Raw genomic sequence first — 16444 nt, 5'->3', positions numbered from 1 at the left:
CCCTGCGGCTCACCGACCGGCCCGACTGGCTTTACCTGCTGCGCGAGTTCGACACGCTCTACCGCCACGGCTCCTCGGGCGGCAGCCGCCTGATCCGGGGGCACCGCAAGCGGGTGCGCGACATGCTGTCGAAGGTGATCGACGCCGGGCCGGAGCTGCGGATGCGGGCGCCGGAGGAGAAGCCGGTGGTGGCGCATCTGGGCCGGGCGCTGGACCGGGGAGAGCGCGGCGCGGTGGCCGGGCTGGCGATGGCGCTGGGCCGGGTGGCGGGCGCGCTGACGTGGGAATACGGCTACGAGAAGGTGCCACCCGCGCTGGCGAGGAAGTATGCCTATTGCGAGGTGCTCGGGCCACGCGGGCCGGTGGTGAGCGAGCGGCTGATTTTGGGCTTCGTGCTGTTCGCGCCGAAGACGACCTATCCGCAGCATTCCCATGCGGAGATCGAGGAGAGCTATGTGTCGGTGTCTGGCGCCTGGTCGGAGAACGACGCGGCGGTGCATGCGCCGGGCTCGCTGATCTTGAACGGGTCGGGGCATGAGCACCGGATCACGACGGACGAGACAGAGCCGTGCCTGCTGGCCTATGCGTGGATCGGGCCGGAGGAGAAGCTGAACGCGCCGGGGATGAAGCTGACGTGGACGCGGGGTAAGAGGGTTGAGCGGGGGATTCAATCCGGCAGCAATATGCCCAAGTCCACCAGTCGTTCGCGCGAAAGCAATTCACAAGTAGCCGAAAATCCTACTTCAGTAAGCCGCAGACTTTCGTCGAATGGGCTCAAGCGCGGCTCGACCGATTCAACCATACCCGAATGAATCATATCTCCACCGCAACCATTCTCAATTAAGTAGTCCACTTCGTCGATTGTAAACCGACGTGGCAATACAACACCTGATCCGAGCAGTATGTTATTGGCCAAGGCTGTAGCCGCAATTGCTTTGGCCATTCTTAGCTTTGGTTTGGGTGTGGGCTTGTTCGGACTAGGTCGCAGCAGGTGCGCTGTACGTCTGAACCGACTCCATGCTTTCACTGGGACCGAGTCTTGGGATCCGGCTATACTAGCTAGAAACGCATTGCCCGCTCGGCATTCAGGATCGGCCGCCGCTCCACCGAGGGAAGCTGCACGTCGGATCATGACCTCAGCCGATGGATTGCCGCCCGCCCCACCGTCGATTTGGTTTGTCAGGGGCCCAAGTCCAAGATCGTGGCGGCCATATAATGACACCAGTCTCTCCTCCTCCTTGAGGCAGGCCTCTTCGCAAGAGAAGTGGCCTGCAATCGAGTAGCGAAGGCCCTCACCGCGTTGGTGAATGGAACGTATCAGGTTGAGCTTGTGACTGCATTTAGTTGGATTCAGGGCCTCCGCTTCATGCTGGAAAATTCGGTCTCCCTTGCCCTTACCGACATAGAAAGGTGTGCCTTCCGGCCGCGCCAGGACATAGACGTAGAATTTGCCCGTTATGGACTTCAGCACCGATCGCGTAGCGGTTCTGTCCATCAATTCGAGGCCTGACCAAGGCGGCATGTCAGTTTTTAAGCGTGAATGGTTCATCCAGGTAGCAAATAGTTGAATTGGGCGCTTTTTAGAGGCGCCGAATTGGAAGTTTCTAGGCAAGCAGATCTCGTGCCAGCTTCGAGACCCGAACCTCAGCCACAAGTGGCAAATTGCTTCACGATAGATCCGCTCCGCACCCCGCCCGGAGTCAAGCCGAAGGCGCCGGGCGAGCGCCTGCCCGTTCGGGCGGGCTGGCGCTTCATTGACGTTTGCGATGACCTCGGGGCTAGGATGACCACTCGGCCATTAAGCGCACCCGCGTCGGTGTTGCGGCGCCATCCCACGGGCAGGCGCGCGCCCGGCTTGCGGGGGTGCGGGGTGGCGTTTAGTGAGTCGGGACAAGTCCCGACCTACTGGTGCGGGGTGGCTCGCGGAGAGTCGGGACCAGTCCCGGCCTAACGGCCGGGGATGGCGCCTCGTTTTTCGCCCGCGCCTTCCCAGCTGTCGATGGCGGCGATGGCTTCTTCCGCCGAATCCACGAATTTGAACAGCTCGATGTCTTCGGGGCTGATCGTTCCGGCGTCTTTCAGCGCCTCCCAGTTGATGATTTTTTCCCAGAAGGCCTTTCCGAACAGCAGGAAGGGCACCTTTTGCATCCGGCCGGTCTGGATGAGGGTGAGGCTCTCGAACATCTCGTCCAGCGTGCCGAAGCCGCCGGGGAAGACGGCGATGGCGCGGGCGCGCATCAGGAAGTGCATCTTGCGGATGGCGAAGTAGTGAAAGTTGAAGCAGAGGTCGGGCGTGACGTATTCGTTGGGCGCCTGCTCGTGGGGCAGCACGATGTTGAGGCCGATGGAGTGGCCGCCGGCGTCTGCCGCGCCGCGGTTGCCGGCCTCCATCACGCCCGGCCCGCCGCCGGTGACGATGACATCCTCGGTGCCGCCGGAGGCGAGGGAGCGCTCTGTCATCAGCCGGGCGAAGCTGCGGGCCTCGTCATAGAAGGCGGAGAGCTCGGCGAGGGTCTGGGTGCGGGCGGTGTCCTTCTTGGCCGGTTCGGGGATGCGGGCGCCGCCGAAGAGGACGACGGTGGAGCGGATGCCGTGCTCCTCCATCAGCAGTTCGGGCTTGAGCAGTTCGAGCTGGAGGCGGACGGGGCGAAGCTCGTCGCGGCAGAGGAAGTCTTCATCGGCGAAGGCGAGGGTATAGGCCGGGGCGCGGGTTTGCGGCGTGTCGGGCACCTCGTGGGCGGTGCGCTTGTCGGTGCCGGCGTCGCGGAAGCGGCTTGCGTCGTTCATGGGTCGTCCTTCCTGTTCGTTGGTGGAACGGTATCGCGGGCGGTGGAGAGAGGGAAGCCGGGCAGCGCCGTCCCGCGGGGTGGCGCACGCAACCCTCGATCGGGTGCGCTTTATGGTGCCGTGGTCATCCGACCTGCGAGGTTGCCCTGAACGTTACCCAAGCGCCGCCCCGTCCCGCCGCAGGCGGGCCGCCAAATTATCGGCGCACCTCTGGTGCGACGGGCGGGACGGCGCTGCCCGGCGCCTTCGGCTTGATTCCGGGCGGGTGCGTGGCTGAGGCGTTGCTCATGGCGGGGGGCGAGGCTAAGACGGGCGCGACCATTTTTCGGAGGACACCCCATGTCGAACGCCCAGCTTGAAGCCGCCATCGAAGCCGCCTGGGAGGCGCGTGACACGATCACCCCCGCCACCACGGGCGAGACGCGGGAGGCGATCGAGGACACGCTGAACGCGCTGGACGGCGGCAGCCTGCGGGTGGCCGAGCGGCGCGAGAACGGCGACTGGCATGTGAACCAGTGGGCCAAGAAGGCGGTGCTGCTGGGCTTCAGGATCAAGGACATGGAGCAGCAGGACGGCGGGCCGCAGGGTGGCGGCTGGTGGGACAAGGTGGACAGCAAGTTCAAGGGCTGGGGCGACAACCAGTGGAAGGCTGCAGGCTTCCGCGCGGTGCCCAACGCTGTGGTGCGCAAGAGCGCCTATATCGCGCCGGGCGTGGTGCTGATGCCCTCCTTCGTGAACCTCGGCGCCTATGTGGACGAGGGCACGATGGTGGACACCTGGGCCACGGTCGGCTCCTGCGCGCAGATCGGCAAGGGCGTGCATCTGAGCGGCGGCGTGGGGATCGGCGGCGTGCTGGAGCCGATGCAGGCGGGGCCGACGATCATCGAGGACAACTGCTTCATCGGGGCGCGCTCGGAGGTGGTGGAAGGCTGCATCATTCGTGAAGGCTCGGTGCTGGGGATGGGCGTGTACATCGGCCAGAGCACCAAGATCGTGGACCGGGAGACCGGCGAGGTGATGTATGGCGAGGTGCCACCCTATTCGGTGGTGGTCTCGGGCTCGATGCCGACGAAGAACAACCTGAACCTCTATTGCGCCGTGATCGTGAAGCGGGTGGACGAGAAGACCCGCTCGAAGACCGGGATCAACGAGTTGCTGCGGGACTGATCGTGGAGGTGGGTTTCACCCACCCTACAGCATGATCGGCTTTTCTGACTGGCCGAAGCGGCAGGTGTTGCATGACCTGCGCTGCGTGGCGGAGGCTGCGCGGCCTGCGGTGGCGGCGCGGGGCGGGGAGGCGCTGAAGGCGGTGCCGCTGGAGGCGGACCTTCAGCTCGCCTGCGATGGGGATTACCTGGATCATGTCATCGCGTTGGACGCGGTGGCGCGGGGGGCGGACGCGGAGCTGGCGGGCTATGCGATGGCGCTGCTCATTGGGGATGCGGTGCATGGGCAGATCGGATTTGCGCCGGAGGGCCTGCCTGTCGACAGCCAGCCGGGCGCGCGGCGGGCGGCGCTGGCGCGGGGGCTTCATGCGGCGGATGAGGCGCATGATCTGGGCGTGGCGCTGCCGGAGCTGGTGACGAGCCTGCCTAAAGAGCAGGTCATCCCGCCGCTGGTGCAGATCGCACAGGAGTTGCGCGGTATGGTCGATGCGGTGGCCCATGCGGATTACGGGATGGATGCGGCGCGCCACGCCGAGGCGCTCAGGGCGGTGCTGGACACGGAGGACTGCCGCTTTCCGAAGGGGGAGCGATGGTATCCGGCGGAGGTGGTGGAGCTCACGGGGCATGACCCGGACACTGGCGCCACATGGCTGCCCTGTATCGCGCTGCTGGTGCTGGATGACATCCACTACGGCGGCGACTTTGACCAGATGACGTTTCGATGGATGAAGCAGGCCGCGCGCCTGCTGGAGGCGCCGGAGCGAATGCGGGGGCCGATCCTGAGAGGTATCCGCCACGTGATGGAGCGCGAGGTGCCGGGCTACTGGGACCCCTACTTTGAGTGGATGCCACGGAAGATCGCGGAGAGCGCGGTGATGGTGCCTTGGGAGGATGTGGCCTGACGGCGGGTGTGGTGGCCAGATTGCGCACCCTAAAGGCGGGAACCGGAGGCCGTTCTGCCCGGTTAAAGCGGTAACACGCTGTTGACCGGAAAGGACGGAACAATGGGACTTGGACTTATTCTCTCGATCATCATCGGGGGCCTCGCGGGCTGGATCGCCTCGATGATCATGAAGGCCGACACCGGCCTCATCACCAATATCGTGCTCGGCATCGTCGGCGCGCTGGTGCTGAACCTGCTGCTGCAACTGCTGGGCATCTATGCCGCCGAACGGGTTGTGCCGCAGCTGATCGTGGGGATCGCGGGTGCCTGCCTGCTGATCTTCGGTTTCCGGGCCATCGCACGCCGCTCCTGACGGCGTGCTCTCAGACCTATCGCTGACATGGCTCCTCGTCGCCTTTGCGGTGGCGGGGAGCATTGTTGTGGTGGCCTCGATCCGGGCCACGGCGCTGGCCGATATCATCGCTGACCGCACGGCGATGGGCGAGGCGCTGGTGGGCGGCGTGTTGCTGGGCGGGGCGACCTCGCTCTCGGGCGTGGTCGTCAGCGTGAGCGTGGCGGCGCAGGGAGATGCCTCCTTTGCGTTTTCCAACGCGGTGGGGGGCATTGCGGCGCAGACGCTGTTCTTGGCGATTGCCGACACGCTGCACCGGCGGGCCAACCTTGAACATGCGGCCGCCGAGCCTGCGAACCTGTTTCAATGCGTGATGCTGCTGATCCTGCTCAGCCTGCCGGTGGCGGCGATGGCGGGGCCGGATGTGGCCTATTTCGGCATTCACCCGGTCTCGGTGGTGCTGTTCATCGCCTATGCCGCCGGGGTGCGGCTGGCGGCTTCGGTGCGCGAAGAGCCGATGTGGCAGCCGGTGGAGACCGGCGAGACCCGGCGCGACGACCCGGAAGAGGCGGAGGACGCGCATGAGAGTGCGCGCGGCCCGGTGATGGTGTTCGTGGCGCTGGCAGGGGCCATGGCGGTGTGTGGCTGGGTGATCGGGCAGGCGGGGCAGGAGTTTGTGACGCGCTTCGGGCTGGCCTCCAGCCTCGTGGGCACGCTCGTGACGGCGGTGGTCACCTCTCTGCCCGAGTTGGTGACGACGCTGGTGGCGGTGCGGCGCGGGGCGCTGCAACTGGCGGTGGGCGGGATCATCGGGGGCAACACCTTCGACACGCTGTTTCTCGTTTTCTCCGACGTGGCCTACCGCGACGGCTCGCTCTACCACGCGGTGGGGATGGCCGACCTCTACTGGCTGGCGACGGGCCTTTTGATGACGGCGGTGCTGATGGCCGGGCTGATCCTGCGCCAGCGCGAGGGGCCGGGGCGCATCGGGATCGAGAGCGTGCTGATGATGGGGATCTACGGGACCGCCGTGGCGGTGGAGGTGCTGGGGGCGTGAGGGGGCGGCAGGGCGCCCATTCTCGAGCGCCGGGCGGTGGGCAGACTGCCCACCCTGTTTTCCTACGACGGAACGGGCGGCGGGGTGCGTTTGACCCTCCATTAGCCACCGATTTTTTGGAGATCACGATGAAAGTCATTTTTACCATTGCCGCCCTCGCCCTTGCCAGCCCCGCGACGGCGCATTCCAACAAGGTCAGCATGGAAAAGCGGGGCGACCAGCTTTGCTTCACCTCAAACGGCAGCCCAAACCATTCCATCGGGAGCTTCCCGAACCGGGGCAACCCGCACAGCTTCAGGGCACAGACAGTGCGGCTTTGCGTGGATGCGACGCCGAAGGACAGCGGACGGATCACCACCGCGCCAACCTCGGGGGTGACGCTCACCGGCATCCCGATCCGGCCCGGGACGGCGGATTACTACGATCGGTCCAGCCCGCGCGGCCACTCGCGCGACCGCTCCTCGGGCTGGAACCTCGAAGGCATGGGCGCCGCCGATATGCTGGGCATGGACAAGGCCTTTGCCCATGTGGATGAGCGCGGGCTCTACCACTACCACGGGGTGACGAAGAACGGCGTGCTGAAGGCGTCGTCGGGCACCTTGATTGGCTATGCGGCCGACGGCTTCGAGATTCACTACGGCGGCAAGGGCGCGCGCAGCTCGTGGCGGCTGAAGAGCGGCACCCGGCCCTCCGGCCCCGGCGGGCGCTATGACGGGACCTATGTGGAAGACTGGGAGTTCGTGCCCGGCAGCGGCAACCTCGACCAGTGCAACGGCGGCAAGGTGAACGGGCGTTACGTGTATTTCGCCACCCAGACCTTCCCCTTCTTCCCGCGCTGCTTTCGCGGCACGGTAAGCGCGGATTTCAAGGGGCGGGGGTAAGCGTGGTGGTGGGCAGGATTGCCCACCCTACGGGCGCGGCGGGGTTGGCGGGACAAGTCCCGCCCTACCGCAATTTCTGAAGGATATGCAGCGAGGCGTAGCCGTCGGGGGTGACGCCGATGTGTTTTTGGTAGGCGCGTACCGCTGCCAGGGTTTTCGGGCCGATCTTGCCGTCTACGCCGCCCGGGTCGAAGCCTGCGGCCTCCAGTCGGGTTTGCAGTTCTTCGCGTTCGGGCAGGGTCAGGGCGCGGTCTTCGCGGGGCCAGCCGGACTGGATGCGCTTGCCGCCACCGATGAGGTCGGCGAGGTGGCCGACGGCGATGACGTAAGCGTCTGCGGTGTTGTAGCGCTCCAGCACCATGAAGTTGCCGTAGGTGAGGAAGGCCGCGCCCTGTGCGCCGCCGGGGAGACGGATGGAGGCGGGGCCGTGGTCGGGCAGCTCGTTGCCCTCGATGTCGCGCACGCCCAGCGCATTCCACTCGGCGGCGAATTTCTCGACGTGTTCGCCCGCGATCTCGTAGTCGAAGCCCTCGGGCAGCACCACTTCCATGCCCCAGGGCATGCCAGTGACCCAGCCTGCGTCGGCGAGGTAGGCGGCGGTGGAGGCGAGCGCGTCGGTCGGGTCATCGCCCCAGATGTCGCGCTTGCCGTCGCCGGTGAAATCGACGGCATGGGCGAGGTAGCTGGTGGGGATGAACTGGGTGTGGCCCATGGCCCCGGCCCAGCTGCCGGTCATGCCGCGCGGGTCGGTATCGCCTGCTTGCAGGATCTGGAAGGCGGCCATGAGCTGGGCCTCGAAGAACGGGCCGCGCCGGCCGTCGAAGCCGAGGGTGGCGAGCGCTTCGACGATATCTGTATCGCCCTTGAAGGTGCCATAGGCGCTTTCGAGCCCCCAGATGGCGGTGACGATCTCTTTCGGGACGCCATACTTGGCCTCGATGGCGGTGAGCGTTTGCAGCTCGCGGGCCAGCGCCTTCTGGCCGTTGTCACGGCGCAGGTCGGAGGCGGCGGTATCGAGGTAATCCCAGATCGTCTTGGTGAATTCGTTCTGGTTGCGGTCCCTCTGGATGACGGTGGTGTTGTAGGTGACACCCGCGAAGGCGCGCTCCAGCAGGGCGGCGTCGATGCCCTCGGCGCGGGCCTTGGCCTTGAAATCGGAGATCCAGCGCTCGAAGGCCTGGTTTGCGACTTCAACCACGGGCAGGCCTCCCTGCGCGGGGCGGGCGAGCGGGCGGATGGAGGTTTCGACGACGGCGGGGCTGGCATGGGCCGTGCCCGCGAGGAGCGCCGTGGCGAGGGCGGTGAAAAGGGGCTTCATGATTCTGCTCGTCTGCTGCCAGATCTTTGGCGGCATGATAGCGGAAATCGGCGCGCCGCCAAAGCACGGGTCAGTTACGGCGGCGGCGGGCGACTTTGCGGGACTTGGAGGCCTTGGCCTTCGCCCTGCCCTCCTTGCGCCGCGTCGGGCGGCCGCGCTTGGCCGAGGCGCCGGGCTTCACCGCCGCGCCTTCGATTTCAAGCAGGTCGAGCAGGAGGCCGCCGGTGACGGGCACCGCCTCGGCGAGGCGCACAAGCACGCGCTGGCCGATGCCGATGACGCGGCCGGTGTCGGCGCCCATCAGCTCCTGCGCTTCGCGGTCGAAATGGAAGTACTCCTGCCCGAGGCTGCGGATCGGGATGAGGCCGTCGGCCCCGGTCTCGTCGAGCCGCACGAAGGCGCCGAAGCGGGCGATGCCGGAGATGCGCCCGCCAAACTCGTTGCCCACGCGCTCGGAGAGGTAGGAGGCGAGGTAACGGTCTGTCGTGTCGCGCTCGGCGGTCATCGAGCGGCGCTCGGTTTCGGAGATATGCGCCGCCGTCTGCTCAAGCGCTTCGATATCGGCCTCTGTCAGCCCGTCATCGCCCCAGCGGTTGGCGGTGATGAGGGCGCGGTGCACGATGAGGTCGGAGTAGCGGCGGATGGGCGAGGTGAAGTGGGCGTAGGTGCCCAGCGCGAGGCCGAAGTGGCCGATGTGCTCGGGCGAGTAGTAGGCCTGGGTCATCGAGCGCAGGGTGGAGAGGTTTATCAGCTCGGCCTGGTCGGTGCCGGCGGCCTGCGCGAGGAGGCGGTTGAGGTGCTCGGTTTTCAGCACCTGGCCCTTGGCGAGGGAGAGGCCGGACGCCTGAGCGGTTTCGCGCAGGGCATCGAGCTTTTCGGGCGAGGGCTCTTCGTGGACGCGGAACAGCAGGGGCTGGCGCTTTTTGACCAGTTCCTTGCCCGCGCAGACATTGGCCAGCACCATGAACTCTTCGATCAGCCGGTGGGCATCGAGCCGGTCCTTGAACTGGACCGACTGCACGGTACCGTCCTCGGCCAGCACGATCTGGCGCTCGGGCAGATCGAGATCGAGCGGCTGGCGGCGGTTTCGGGCATCGACGAGGGCGTGGTAGGCGGCGTAGAGGGGCTTGATGACATCGTCGAGAAGGGGCGCGACCTTGTCGTTTGCCTCGCCATCCATCGCCTGCTGCACCTCCTCGTAGTTCAGCGAGGCGGGGGATTTCATCAGGCCGCGATGGAAGGACCAATCGACAAGCTCGCCGTGGGCATCGACGCGCATCTTGACGGCGATACAGGCGCGGGGGACGCCTTCATGGAGGCTGCACAGATCGCCCGACAGACGGTCTGGCAGCATCGGCACGACGCGGTCGGGGAAGTAGGTGGAGTTGCCACGCGCCTTCGCCTCGCGGTCGAGCGCCGAGCCGGGGGTGACGTAGTGCGCCACATCGGCGATGGCGACCCAGATGACGTGTCCGCCGTCGTTCTTCGGGTCGTCATCGGCATGGGCGTAGCAGGCATCGTCGTGGTCGCGGGCATCCCAGGGATCGATGGTGATGAGAGGCAGATCGCGGAGGTCTTCCCGGCCCTTGAGGCCGGCGGGCTTCATCCTGTCGGCCTCGGCAATCGTGGCGTCCTCGAAGCTGTCGGGGATGCCGTGCTGGTGGATGGCGATGAGCGACACCGCCTTGGGCCTGGAGGGATCGCCCAGCCGCTCGACCACGCGAGCCTTGGGCAGGCCCATGCGGCCCTTGGGCCCGGCCTGCTCGGCCTCAACAAGCTCGCCGTCCTTGGCACCTGCGGTGGCGTCCTTAGCCACCGTCCATTCACGGTCTGCGCCCTTGTCGATGGGCAGGATGCGGCCGCCCTCGGCGCTCTTGCGGTAGATGCCGAGGATGCGCTTGGGGTTGGTGCCGATCTTGCGGATCAGGCGGCCCTCGTAGTGGTGCTCCTCGCCCTTCACCTCGCGCAGCTTGGCAAGGATGCGGTCGCCGGCCCCCAGCGCGCCATCGGCGCTGCGCAGGATCATCAGCACCTTCGGCTCCGGCCCCTCGCCGTGCCATTCCATGGGCTTGGCCATCAGGTCGCCGTCGGCATCGGGGCCGGTCACGGTGAGCACGCCGACGGGCGGCAGCTTCTCGGGGTCGCGGTAGGAGCGCTTCTTCTTGGCGAGGTGGCCCTCGTCCTCCAACTCGCGAAGCATGCGCTTGAGGTCGATCCGGGCGGCGCCCTTGATGTGGAACGCCTTGGCGATGTCACGTTTGGAGGCGGCCTCGGGGTGGGCGGCGATCCAGTCGAGGATCTCGGATTTGGTGGGTAGCTCGGCCATGGGGAAGAGGTAGCAGGCTGCGAGGGAAGGCAACAGCCAGAATCAGAGGGGGCAGGTCATGCGGCGGTGGGGCACGCCGCCATCGTCGAAATCCGCGCCTTCGGCGGTGAAGCCGAGCTTTTCGTAGAAGCCCATGGCGCGGGTTTGAGCGTCGAGCACGGCGCGGGGCGCGCCGCGTTCGCGCAGCAGGTCCATCCCGGCGCGGACGAGCTTGGCGCCAAGGCCGGTGCCCCGGGCGCGGGCCAGCACGCAGATGCGCCCGATGCGGCCCTCCGCGGGGAAGACGCGGGCGGTGCCGACGGGCTCGCCGCGCTCGGTGGCCAGAAGGTGGATGGCGTCGCCGTCCTTGCCGTCGAATTCCTCGGCCTGAGAGAAGCCCTGCTCACGCATGAAGACCTCGCGGCGCAGCGCGAAGCAGGCATCGAGATCGCGGGTGGGGGTGATTGTGACGGTCATTCAGGGGCGGGTCCCAGGCGGTTGCGGAGATGGTGCAAAACATCCATTCTTTCATGCAGGACAGCGATAATCTCCGGCGGCTCTTCGCGCTGCAGTAGCCAGAAGACCACATGGCGCTCTGCCCTGGTCGAGCGCAGGCCGTCCGCAATGTCTGACACATCCCGAAAAGGCAGAACCTTCAGCCGATTGAACCGGCTCACCAGACTTTCGATGTAGGCTTCCGCCCGCGCCTCGCCCCAAGTATCCGCGCTGTAGTCGAAGATTGCCAGAAGGTCTGCCTCGGCGTCCTCATGTAGCCGCCATTTCGCCATCAGCCCGCGCGACGTGCCTTCGCCTTGCGAATGATCTCATCCATCGAGATTTCGTAAGTTTCCCCTCGCCGCACGGCCTCGATCCTTGGCAGAAGGATTGCCCGCAGCTCTTCCAGCGCGGCCTTCTCGTCATCGCTCCAGTCGCTGGTGTCGTCGGGCGTTTCGGGCATGGCACGGCTCATCACATAGGCCTTGATCGTCTGGCCCCGCAGGGCCGCGATGGCCTTCAGTTTGCGGTGTTCTTCGGCGGTGATGTCGATGGATAGTCTGGGCATGTCTGGACTGTAGCGCGGGTGGACCCACAAAACAACATTTGTGGAAATGTGGCTCAGGGCTGCGCGAAGTAATCCGTGAGCATTCGGGTGTAGATCTCTTTCAGCTCGCCGATCTGCTCGACCCGCACGCGCTCGTCGACCTGGTGCATCCGGTGGCCGACGAGGCCGAACTCGACGACCGGGCAATGGGATTTGACGAAGCGGGCGTCGGAGGTGCCGCCAGTGGTGGAAGGCTCCGGGCGGCGGCCTGTCACGGCCTCCACCGCGCCGCTGACCAGCTCGGAGAGCGCCCCCGGCGGCGTGAGGAAGGCCTCGCCGCTCACCTTGACCGTCAGGCCCACGTCAACGCAGAACTCTTCGGCCACGCGGTCGCCCTCGGCCTTCAGCCACTCCGTCAGGCTTTCGCCGGTATGCTCGTCGTTGAAGCGGATGTTGGCGGTGCAGCGGGCCTGTGCAGGGATGACATTGGTGGCCGGATTGCCGACGTCGATGGTGGTGAGCGCGAGGGTGGAGGCATCGAAGTGTTCGGTGCCCATGTCGAGCTCGCGGCTGGCCAGCCTGTCGGCCAGGCGGGCGATGGCCGTCACCGGGTTGACGGCGCGGTGGGGATAGGCGGAGTGGCCCTGTTTGCCGCGCAGAGTGTAGAAGGCCGTCATCGAGCCGCGGCGGCCAATCTTCATCATATCGCCCATCTGCTCCAGCGAGGTGGGCTCGCCGACGATGCAGACATCCATGCGCTCGCCGTTCTCGCCCATCCAGTCGAGCAGGGCGGTGGTGCCATCAAGCGCGTCGGCCTCCTCGTCGCCGGTGATGGCGAGCACCACCGAGCCATCGGGGGGCGTCTCGGTCACGAAGTCGATGGCGGCGGCCACGAAGGCGGCGACACCCGACTTCATGTCGGTCGCGCCGCGGCCATAGAGCCAGCCGTCAGCCTCCTCGGCGGCGAAGGGCGGGTGCGTCCAGGCCGCCTCGTCGCCCACGGGCACCACATCGGTATGGCCGTTGAAACCGAAGGTTTTGCCGTTGCCATTGCGGCCCCAGCGGGCGAAGAGGTTGGAGATGCCGCCACGGTCGACGCGGGTGCAGGAAAAGCCCGCGGCTGTGAGCCGCTCTTCCAGAAGCACCAGCGCGCCGCCCTCCTCGGGGGTCACGGAGGGGCATTGCACGAGGGCACGGGTGAGCGCGACGGGATCGGTGGGCATGGCGGGGCTCCTTTTGGCACCGGAATAGCGGCTTCGGGCAGGGCCTGCCACCCTGCCCCGCTGTTGCGCTGCGCCCACAGGCCGCGCCGGGGCCGGGCAAATTTGCTGACAACGTGCCGAAATCGTGACAATTTTCGCGAAAATGAGAACATCGACCCGAGGCAGGGCGAAGAGCAGAGGCCGGACAGACGGGATAACCCGCAGCCGGCGCCCCCAGCGACGGACCGGCCCCGCGCCGTGCCGGCGTGCCATGCCGACGGCCCCTTGAGGACAGAGCATGGTTGCGGCATCGGAACTCTCGATCAACACAAGTGCCAGCGCGACCGATATGGCGAATGCCATTTTCGGGGACAGCGTGCAGGTGATTTCGGCCAGCTACAGCGGTGATTACCGCTCGTCGGGGATCTTCACCGGGGGCGACAGCACATCGCCGGGCGTGGTGCCGAGCGACAGCGGGGTGATCCTTTCGACCGGGCGGGCGACGGACTTCACCAACAGCTGGGGTGATGCCAACCAGGACACCAACACCTCGACCAACACAAACTACGGCTGGGGCCAATACGACCCGCCGGACAGTGACTTCGAGGAGGTGGCGGGCACCCGGACCTATGACGCTTCCTACATGGATGTGGAATTCATCCCCGACGGCGACGTGATGACGATGCAGTTCGTCTTCTCGTCGGACGAGTACCCGGAGTATGCGGATTCGATCTACAACGACGTGGTCGCCGTCTGGGTGAATGGCGAATATGTGGAGCTCGACATCGGCACCGGCACGACCTCGGTGACCAACGTCAATGACGAGGACAACTCCAACCTCTACATCGACAACACCGGCAGCGATTACAACACCGAGATGGACGGCTTCACCGTGACGATGACGCTCACCATGCCGGTGAATGCGGGTGAGGTGAACAGCATCCGGATCGGCATCGCCGACACCTCCGACAGCTCCTACGATTCCAACCTGCTGATCGCAGCGGATTCGATCCAGACCGATCTGGTTGCGGTGACCGACGAGCTGACGATGGGCACCAACTACTCGAAGGACTTCGACCTGGTCGGCAATGATCTCAGCTCGACCGGTGCCACCATGACGATCACCCATATCAACGGGGTCGCGGTGAGCGCAGGTGACAGCGTGACGCTGGGCACCGGGCAGGTGGTGACGCTGAATGCCGATGGCACGGTGACCATCGACAGCGACGGCGACGACGAGGAGGTGAATTTCACCTACGCCATCAGCGACGGGCAGGGCCATAACGACACCGGCTTCGTCAAGCTCGACCAGGCGCCGTGTTTTGTGGCCGGCACGATGATTGCCACGCCGGAAGGCGAGGTGCCGGTGGAGCGGCTCTCGCCCGGTGACATGGTGCTGACCCATGACGACGGCCCGCAGCCGCTGCGCTGGATCGGGCGCCGGACGGTGGCCGCCGAGGGGGCGATGGCGCCCGTGCACATCCGCGCCGGCACCTTCGGACCGCATCGCGCGCTGACCATCTCACCGCTGCATCGGCTGATGATCCGCGATCCGCTGGCCGAGCTGATGTTTGGCGACGGGGAGGTGCTGGTGGCGGCGAAGGAGCTGGTGAACGGCACGTCGGTCACCCGGCTGGAGGGCGGCGAGGTGGACTACGTTCACCTGCTGTTCGACCGGCACCAGGTGGTGTTTTCAGAGGGGCTGCCCACCGAGAGCTACCTGCCGGGCGGGCAGATGCAGCACAGCTTCGAGGCGGAGATCGTGGAGGAGATCTGCACGCTCTTCCCCGAGCTGGACCCGGCCACGGGCAAGGGCTACGGCCCCGCCGCGCGAAGGATGCTCGCGGGCTACGAGGCGCGGCTCTGGGCCGCCGAGGCGCTGCGAGCGGCGTAGCGGGCGCGGCGTGTGCGGGGGCGACCAAGGACAGCCCCAATGACGAAACCTGCTGCCCCTCGGGCAACGGCACCGCCTACTCGGGCACCTCTTGGCATGCTCAATCGCCAGCGACCCTGACCAATATGCCGAGGTCTATGGCGCGCAAGACCTTCGGGATCTGAATGAAGGTCAGCAGGCCAAGAGCGAGAGAAAGGGCAACACCAAGGTAGAAGATCACCGACATCGCATCGCCCCCACGTGCGAGAACGGGCTGAACAACCCACATGAAGGCCGGAAGCAGCACAGAGGGAAGCCAGAGCAGCACGATTGCCACCCCTGTACCAACAACCCGGTTTGCGCCGTAGACCGCGTAGAATGAGGGCACCTTTCCGACGACCGTATCGGCGTCGGCGATCTTCGGTGCATACCTCATGCCACGGCGCGTGTAGATCATTATGGCAAGGCTAGAGAACGCGAGGAACCAAGGTGCGAGCACGACGGCATCGCGCAACTGGAGCGGGGTGGAGAACACAGGCACCTCCACGGTCGTTGCCTCACCTTGCTGAATCAGGTCCAGCTCGGCGCGGCGGGCGATGGCCTCGTCGAGATACTGGCTGCTATTTGCCAGCGTCAGTTTTTGTCGGCGGCGGCGCTCGGCCTCGCTGATCTGAGTGTCTGGAGTGCCGGTCCCGGAGCCGAAGCTCGAGGTAAGCCAATCGCTCCACGCTGACGCGGCTTGTGCGCGACGCGCCTTGCGGGCAGGTGCTTTGGAAGCCGCGATGATCGGGGCGAAGTCATCCGCCATGGTGGAGCGCGGCGTTCCAGCAACGAGGGCGTTCCGATGGGTTTTCAGCAGGGTGCTCCAGTGCCGCAGATCGAGGCTCGCCAACCAGAGATATCGCGCAGCATCCTCCATACGCAGCCCGGCAACAGTTTCGGACGTCAAGTATGAGCCCGCAACATGATCGGCCAGAAGCATGTGGGGCTCGTCCGGGTCGGGCACGCTCACGCCCTCCCATGGTGCATTTAGCAGCAGCATGGATTTCATGTAGGTGAGCGCGGGTTGGATGATTTTCCGGTCGTCCGTGGTGAGTTGCGGGGACAAGCGCGCGTAGTTGTCCTCCATCCACACAATCTGGGCCAGAAGATCGCTGCGCAGGCGGCGGATTTCTTCGATCCCCTCTTCAATGCCCGCATAGCCCGGAGCGACATAGATTGCGCTGCGCAGGTCGGTCGCGACCATGGAAGACAGCCGCTCCAGCCCGGTGTAAGTGGTGATCCGTTCCTCCGTCACCGCCACCTCGCGGCGCAGGGCGCGGTAATCGACCAGTGCAGTCACAAGGATCAGCGCGGTGACTACCCAACTCAGAAGGAAGTAGGTGTTTGCCCTTGAAAAGCTATCTTCTGCGGCTTCAACCCGCGTCATGGCGCACCCCAGTGGAATACCAAATACGCGATCATCCAATAGGAGGATCAATCAGGGTTTAGCACAATCAGGGCACAACCTTTGCAGGAAAATCGGCTGATGACGCAAAAGGGGTGCCCCTCGGGACGCCCCTTTTCTTTTCGTTGCGC

General features: G+C 65.8%; 15 protein-coding genes and 1 pseudogene. 7 read left to right on the top strand and 9 right to left on the bottom strand.

The genetic code is table 11. The features are described from left to right. Nucleotides 1-2 precede the first annotated feature (2 nt). A pseudogene (locus DYI42_RS16405) lies at nucleotides 3-668 on the top strand (dimethylsulfonioproprionate lyase family protein); the annotation flags it as partial. Here the strand turns inward: DYI42_RS16405 and DYI42_RS24740 are convergent. Together DYI42_RS24740 and DYI42_RS16400 are read right to left on the bottom strand one after the other, a co-directional pair. Continuing rightward, nucleotides 668-1495, bottom strand: a complete 828-nt coding sequence (locus DYI42_RS24740) for a GIY-YIG nuclease family protein (protein WP_440870646.1) — start codon at nucleotides 1493-1495, stop codon at nucleotides 668-670. The pseudogene DYI42_RS16405 and the gene DYI42_RS24740 overlap by 1 nt on opposite strands. A 452-nt stretch (nucleotides 1496-1947) precedes the next feature. Continuing rightward, nucleotides 1948-2787: a TIGR00730 family Rossman fold protein gene (locus tag DYI42_RS16400; protein WP_213547109.1), complete on the bottom strand. Its 840-nt coding sequence runs from the start codon at nucleotides 2785-2787 to the stop codon at nucleotides 1948-1950. A 339-nt stretch (nucleotides 2788-3126) separates the two neighbouring features. On the opposite strand from DYI42_RS16400, the gene dapD reads away from it, so the two are divergent. The 5 genes from dapD (at nucleotide 3127) to DYI42_RS16375 (ending at nucleotide 7126) form a co-directional block, all read left to right on the top strand. Beyond that, on the top strand, nucleotides 3127-3954 hold the full coding sequence (gene dapD / locus DYI42_RS16395) for a 2,3,4,5-tetrahydropyridine-2,6-dicarboxylate N-succinyltransferase (RefSeq protein WP_213547107.1): 828 nt from the start codon (nucleotides 3127-3129) through the stop codon (nucleotides 3952-3954). 31 nt (nucleotides 3955-3985) lie between these two features. After that, nucleotides 3986-4855 (top strand): hypothetical protein, encoded by an 870-nt coding sequence (locus tag DYI42_RS16390; RefSeq protein WP_213547100.1) that lies wholly within the window; start codon nucleotides 3986-3988, stop codon nucleotides 4853-4855. 102 nt (nucleotides 4856-4957) lie between these two features. Next, nucleotides 4958-5209 carry a GlsB/YeaQ/YmgE family stress response membrane protein gene (locus DYI42_RS16385; RefSeq protein ID WP_213547099.1) on the top strand — a complete coding sequence of 84 codons (252 nt, stop codon included), beginning with the start codon at nucleotides 4958-4960 and terminating at the stop codon, nucleotides 5207-5209. Nucleotides 5210-5213: 4 nt separating this feature from the next. Further along, a complete protein-coding gene (locus tag DYI42_RS16380) occupies nucleotides 5214-6245 on the top strand; it encodes a sodium:calcium antiporter (RefSeq protein WP_213547098.1) in 1032 nt (343 codons plus the stop codon). A 128-nt stretch (nucleotides 6246-6373) separates the two neighbouring features. Continuing rightward, nucleotides 6374-7126, top strand: coding sequence for a YHYH protein (locus DYI42_RS16375; protein WP_213547097.1), 753 nt, complete (start codon nucleotides 6374-6376; stop codon nucleotides 7124-7126). A gap of 64 nt (nucleotides 7127-7190) precedes the next feature. Here the strand turns inward: DYI42_RS16375 and DYI42_RS16370 are convergent, their stop codons facing one another. The 6 genes from DYI42_RS16370 to dapE all read right to left on the bottom strand — a co-directional run bounded on the left by DYI42_RS16370 (nucleotide 7191) and on the right by dapE (nucleotide 13014). Further along, on the bottom strand, nucleotides 7191-8444 hold the full coding sequence (locus DYI42_RS16370) for a lytic murein transglycosylase (RefSeq protein WP_213547096.1): 1254 nt from the start codon (nucleotides 8442-8444) through the stop codon (nucleotides 7191-7193). 70 nt (nucleotides 8445-8514) lie between these two features. Beyond that, on the bottom strand, nucleotides 8515-10770 hold the full coding sequence (rnr, locus tag DYI42_RS16365; RefSeq protein ID WP_213547090.1) for a ribonuclease R: 2256 nt from the start codon (nucleotides 10768-10770) through the stop codon (nucleotides 8515-8517). 42 nt (nucleotides 10771-10812) lie between these two features. Continuing rightward, nucleotides 10813-11226 carry a GNAT family N-acetyltransferase gene (locus DYI42_RS16360; protein ID WP_213547088.1) on the bottom strand — a complete coding sequence of 138 codons (414 nt, stop codon included), beginning with the start codon at nucleotides 11224-11226 and terminating at the stop codon, nucleotides 10813-10815. Then, a complete protein-coding gene (locus DYI42_RS16355) occupies nucleotides 11223-11537 on the bottom strand; it encodes a type II toxin-antitoxin system RelE/ParE family toxin (protein WP_213547087.1) in 315 nt (104 codons plus the stop codon). The genes DYI42_RS16360 and DYI42_RS16355 overlap by 4 nt, the downstream gene beginning before the upstream one ends. Further along, nucleotides 11537-11812, bottom strand: a complete 276-nt coding sequence (locus tag DYI42_RS16350) for a hypothetical protein (protein WP_213547086.1) — start codon at nucleotides 11810-11812, stop codon at nucleotides 11537-11539. Before DYI42_RS16350 ends, DYI42_RS16355 begins: the two co-directional genes overlap by 1 nt. A gap of 53 nt (nucleotides 11813-11865) precedes the next feature. Next, on the bottom strand, nucleotides 11866-13014 hold the full coding sequence (gene dapE / locus DYI42_RS16345) for a succinyl-diaminopimelate desuccinylase (protein WP_213547085.1): 1149 nt from the start codon (nucleotides 13012-13014) through the stop codon (nucleotides 11866-11868). A 277-nt stretch (nucleotides 13015-13291) separates the two neighbouring features. Between dapE and DYI42_RS16340 the strand changes: the two genes are divergently transcribed. Then, complete coding sequence (locus DYI42_RS16340; RefSeq protein WP_213547080.1) at nucleotides 13292-14887, top strand: Hint domain-containing protein; 1596 nt, start codon at nucleotides 13292-13294, stop codon at nucleotides 14885-14887. A 100-nt stretch (nucleotides 14888-14987) separates the two neighbouring features. Here the strand turns inward: DYI42_RS16340 and DYI42_RS16335 are convergent, their stop codons facing one another. Continuing rightward, nucleotides 14988-16295: a hypothetical protein gene (locus tag DYI42_RS16335; RefSeq protein ID WP_213547079.1), complete on the bottom strand. Its 1308-nt coding sequence runs from the start codon at nucleotides 16293-16295 to the stop codon at nucleotides 14988-14990. Nucleotides 16296-16444 lie beyond the last annotated feature (149 nt).

The sequence above is a fragment of the Vannielia litorea genome, assembly GCF_018424695.1.
In the GTDB taxonomy this organism is placed as follows: Bacteria; Pseudomonadota; Alphaproteobacteria; order Rhodobacterales; family Rhodobacteraceae; genus Vannielia; species Vannielia litorea_A.
Note: the sequence above shows the minus strand (reverse complement) of the source record. Positions and strands in the feature narration are given on the sequence as shown.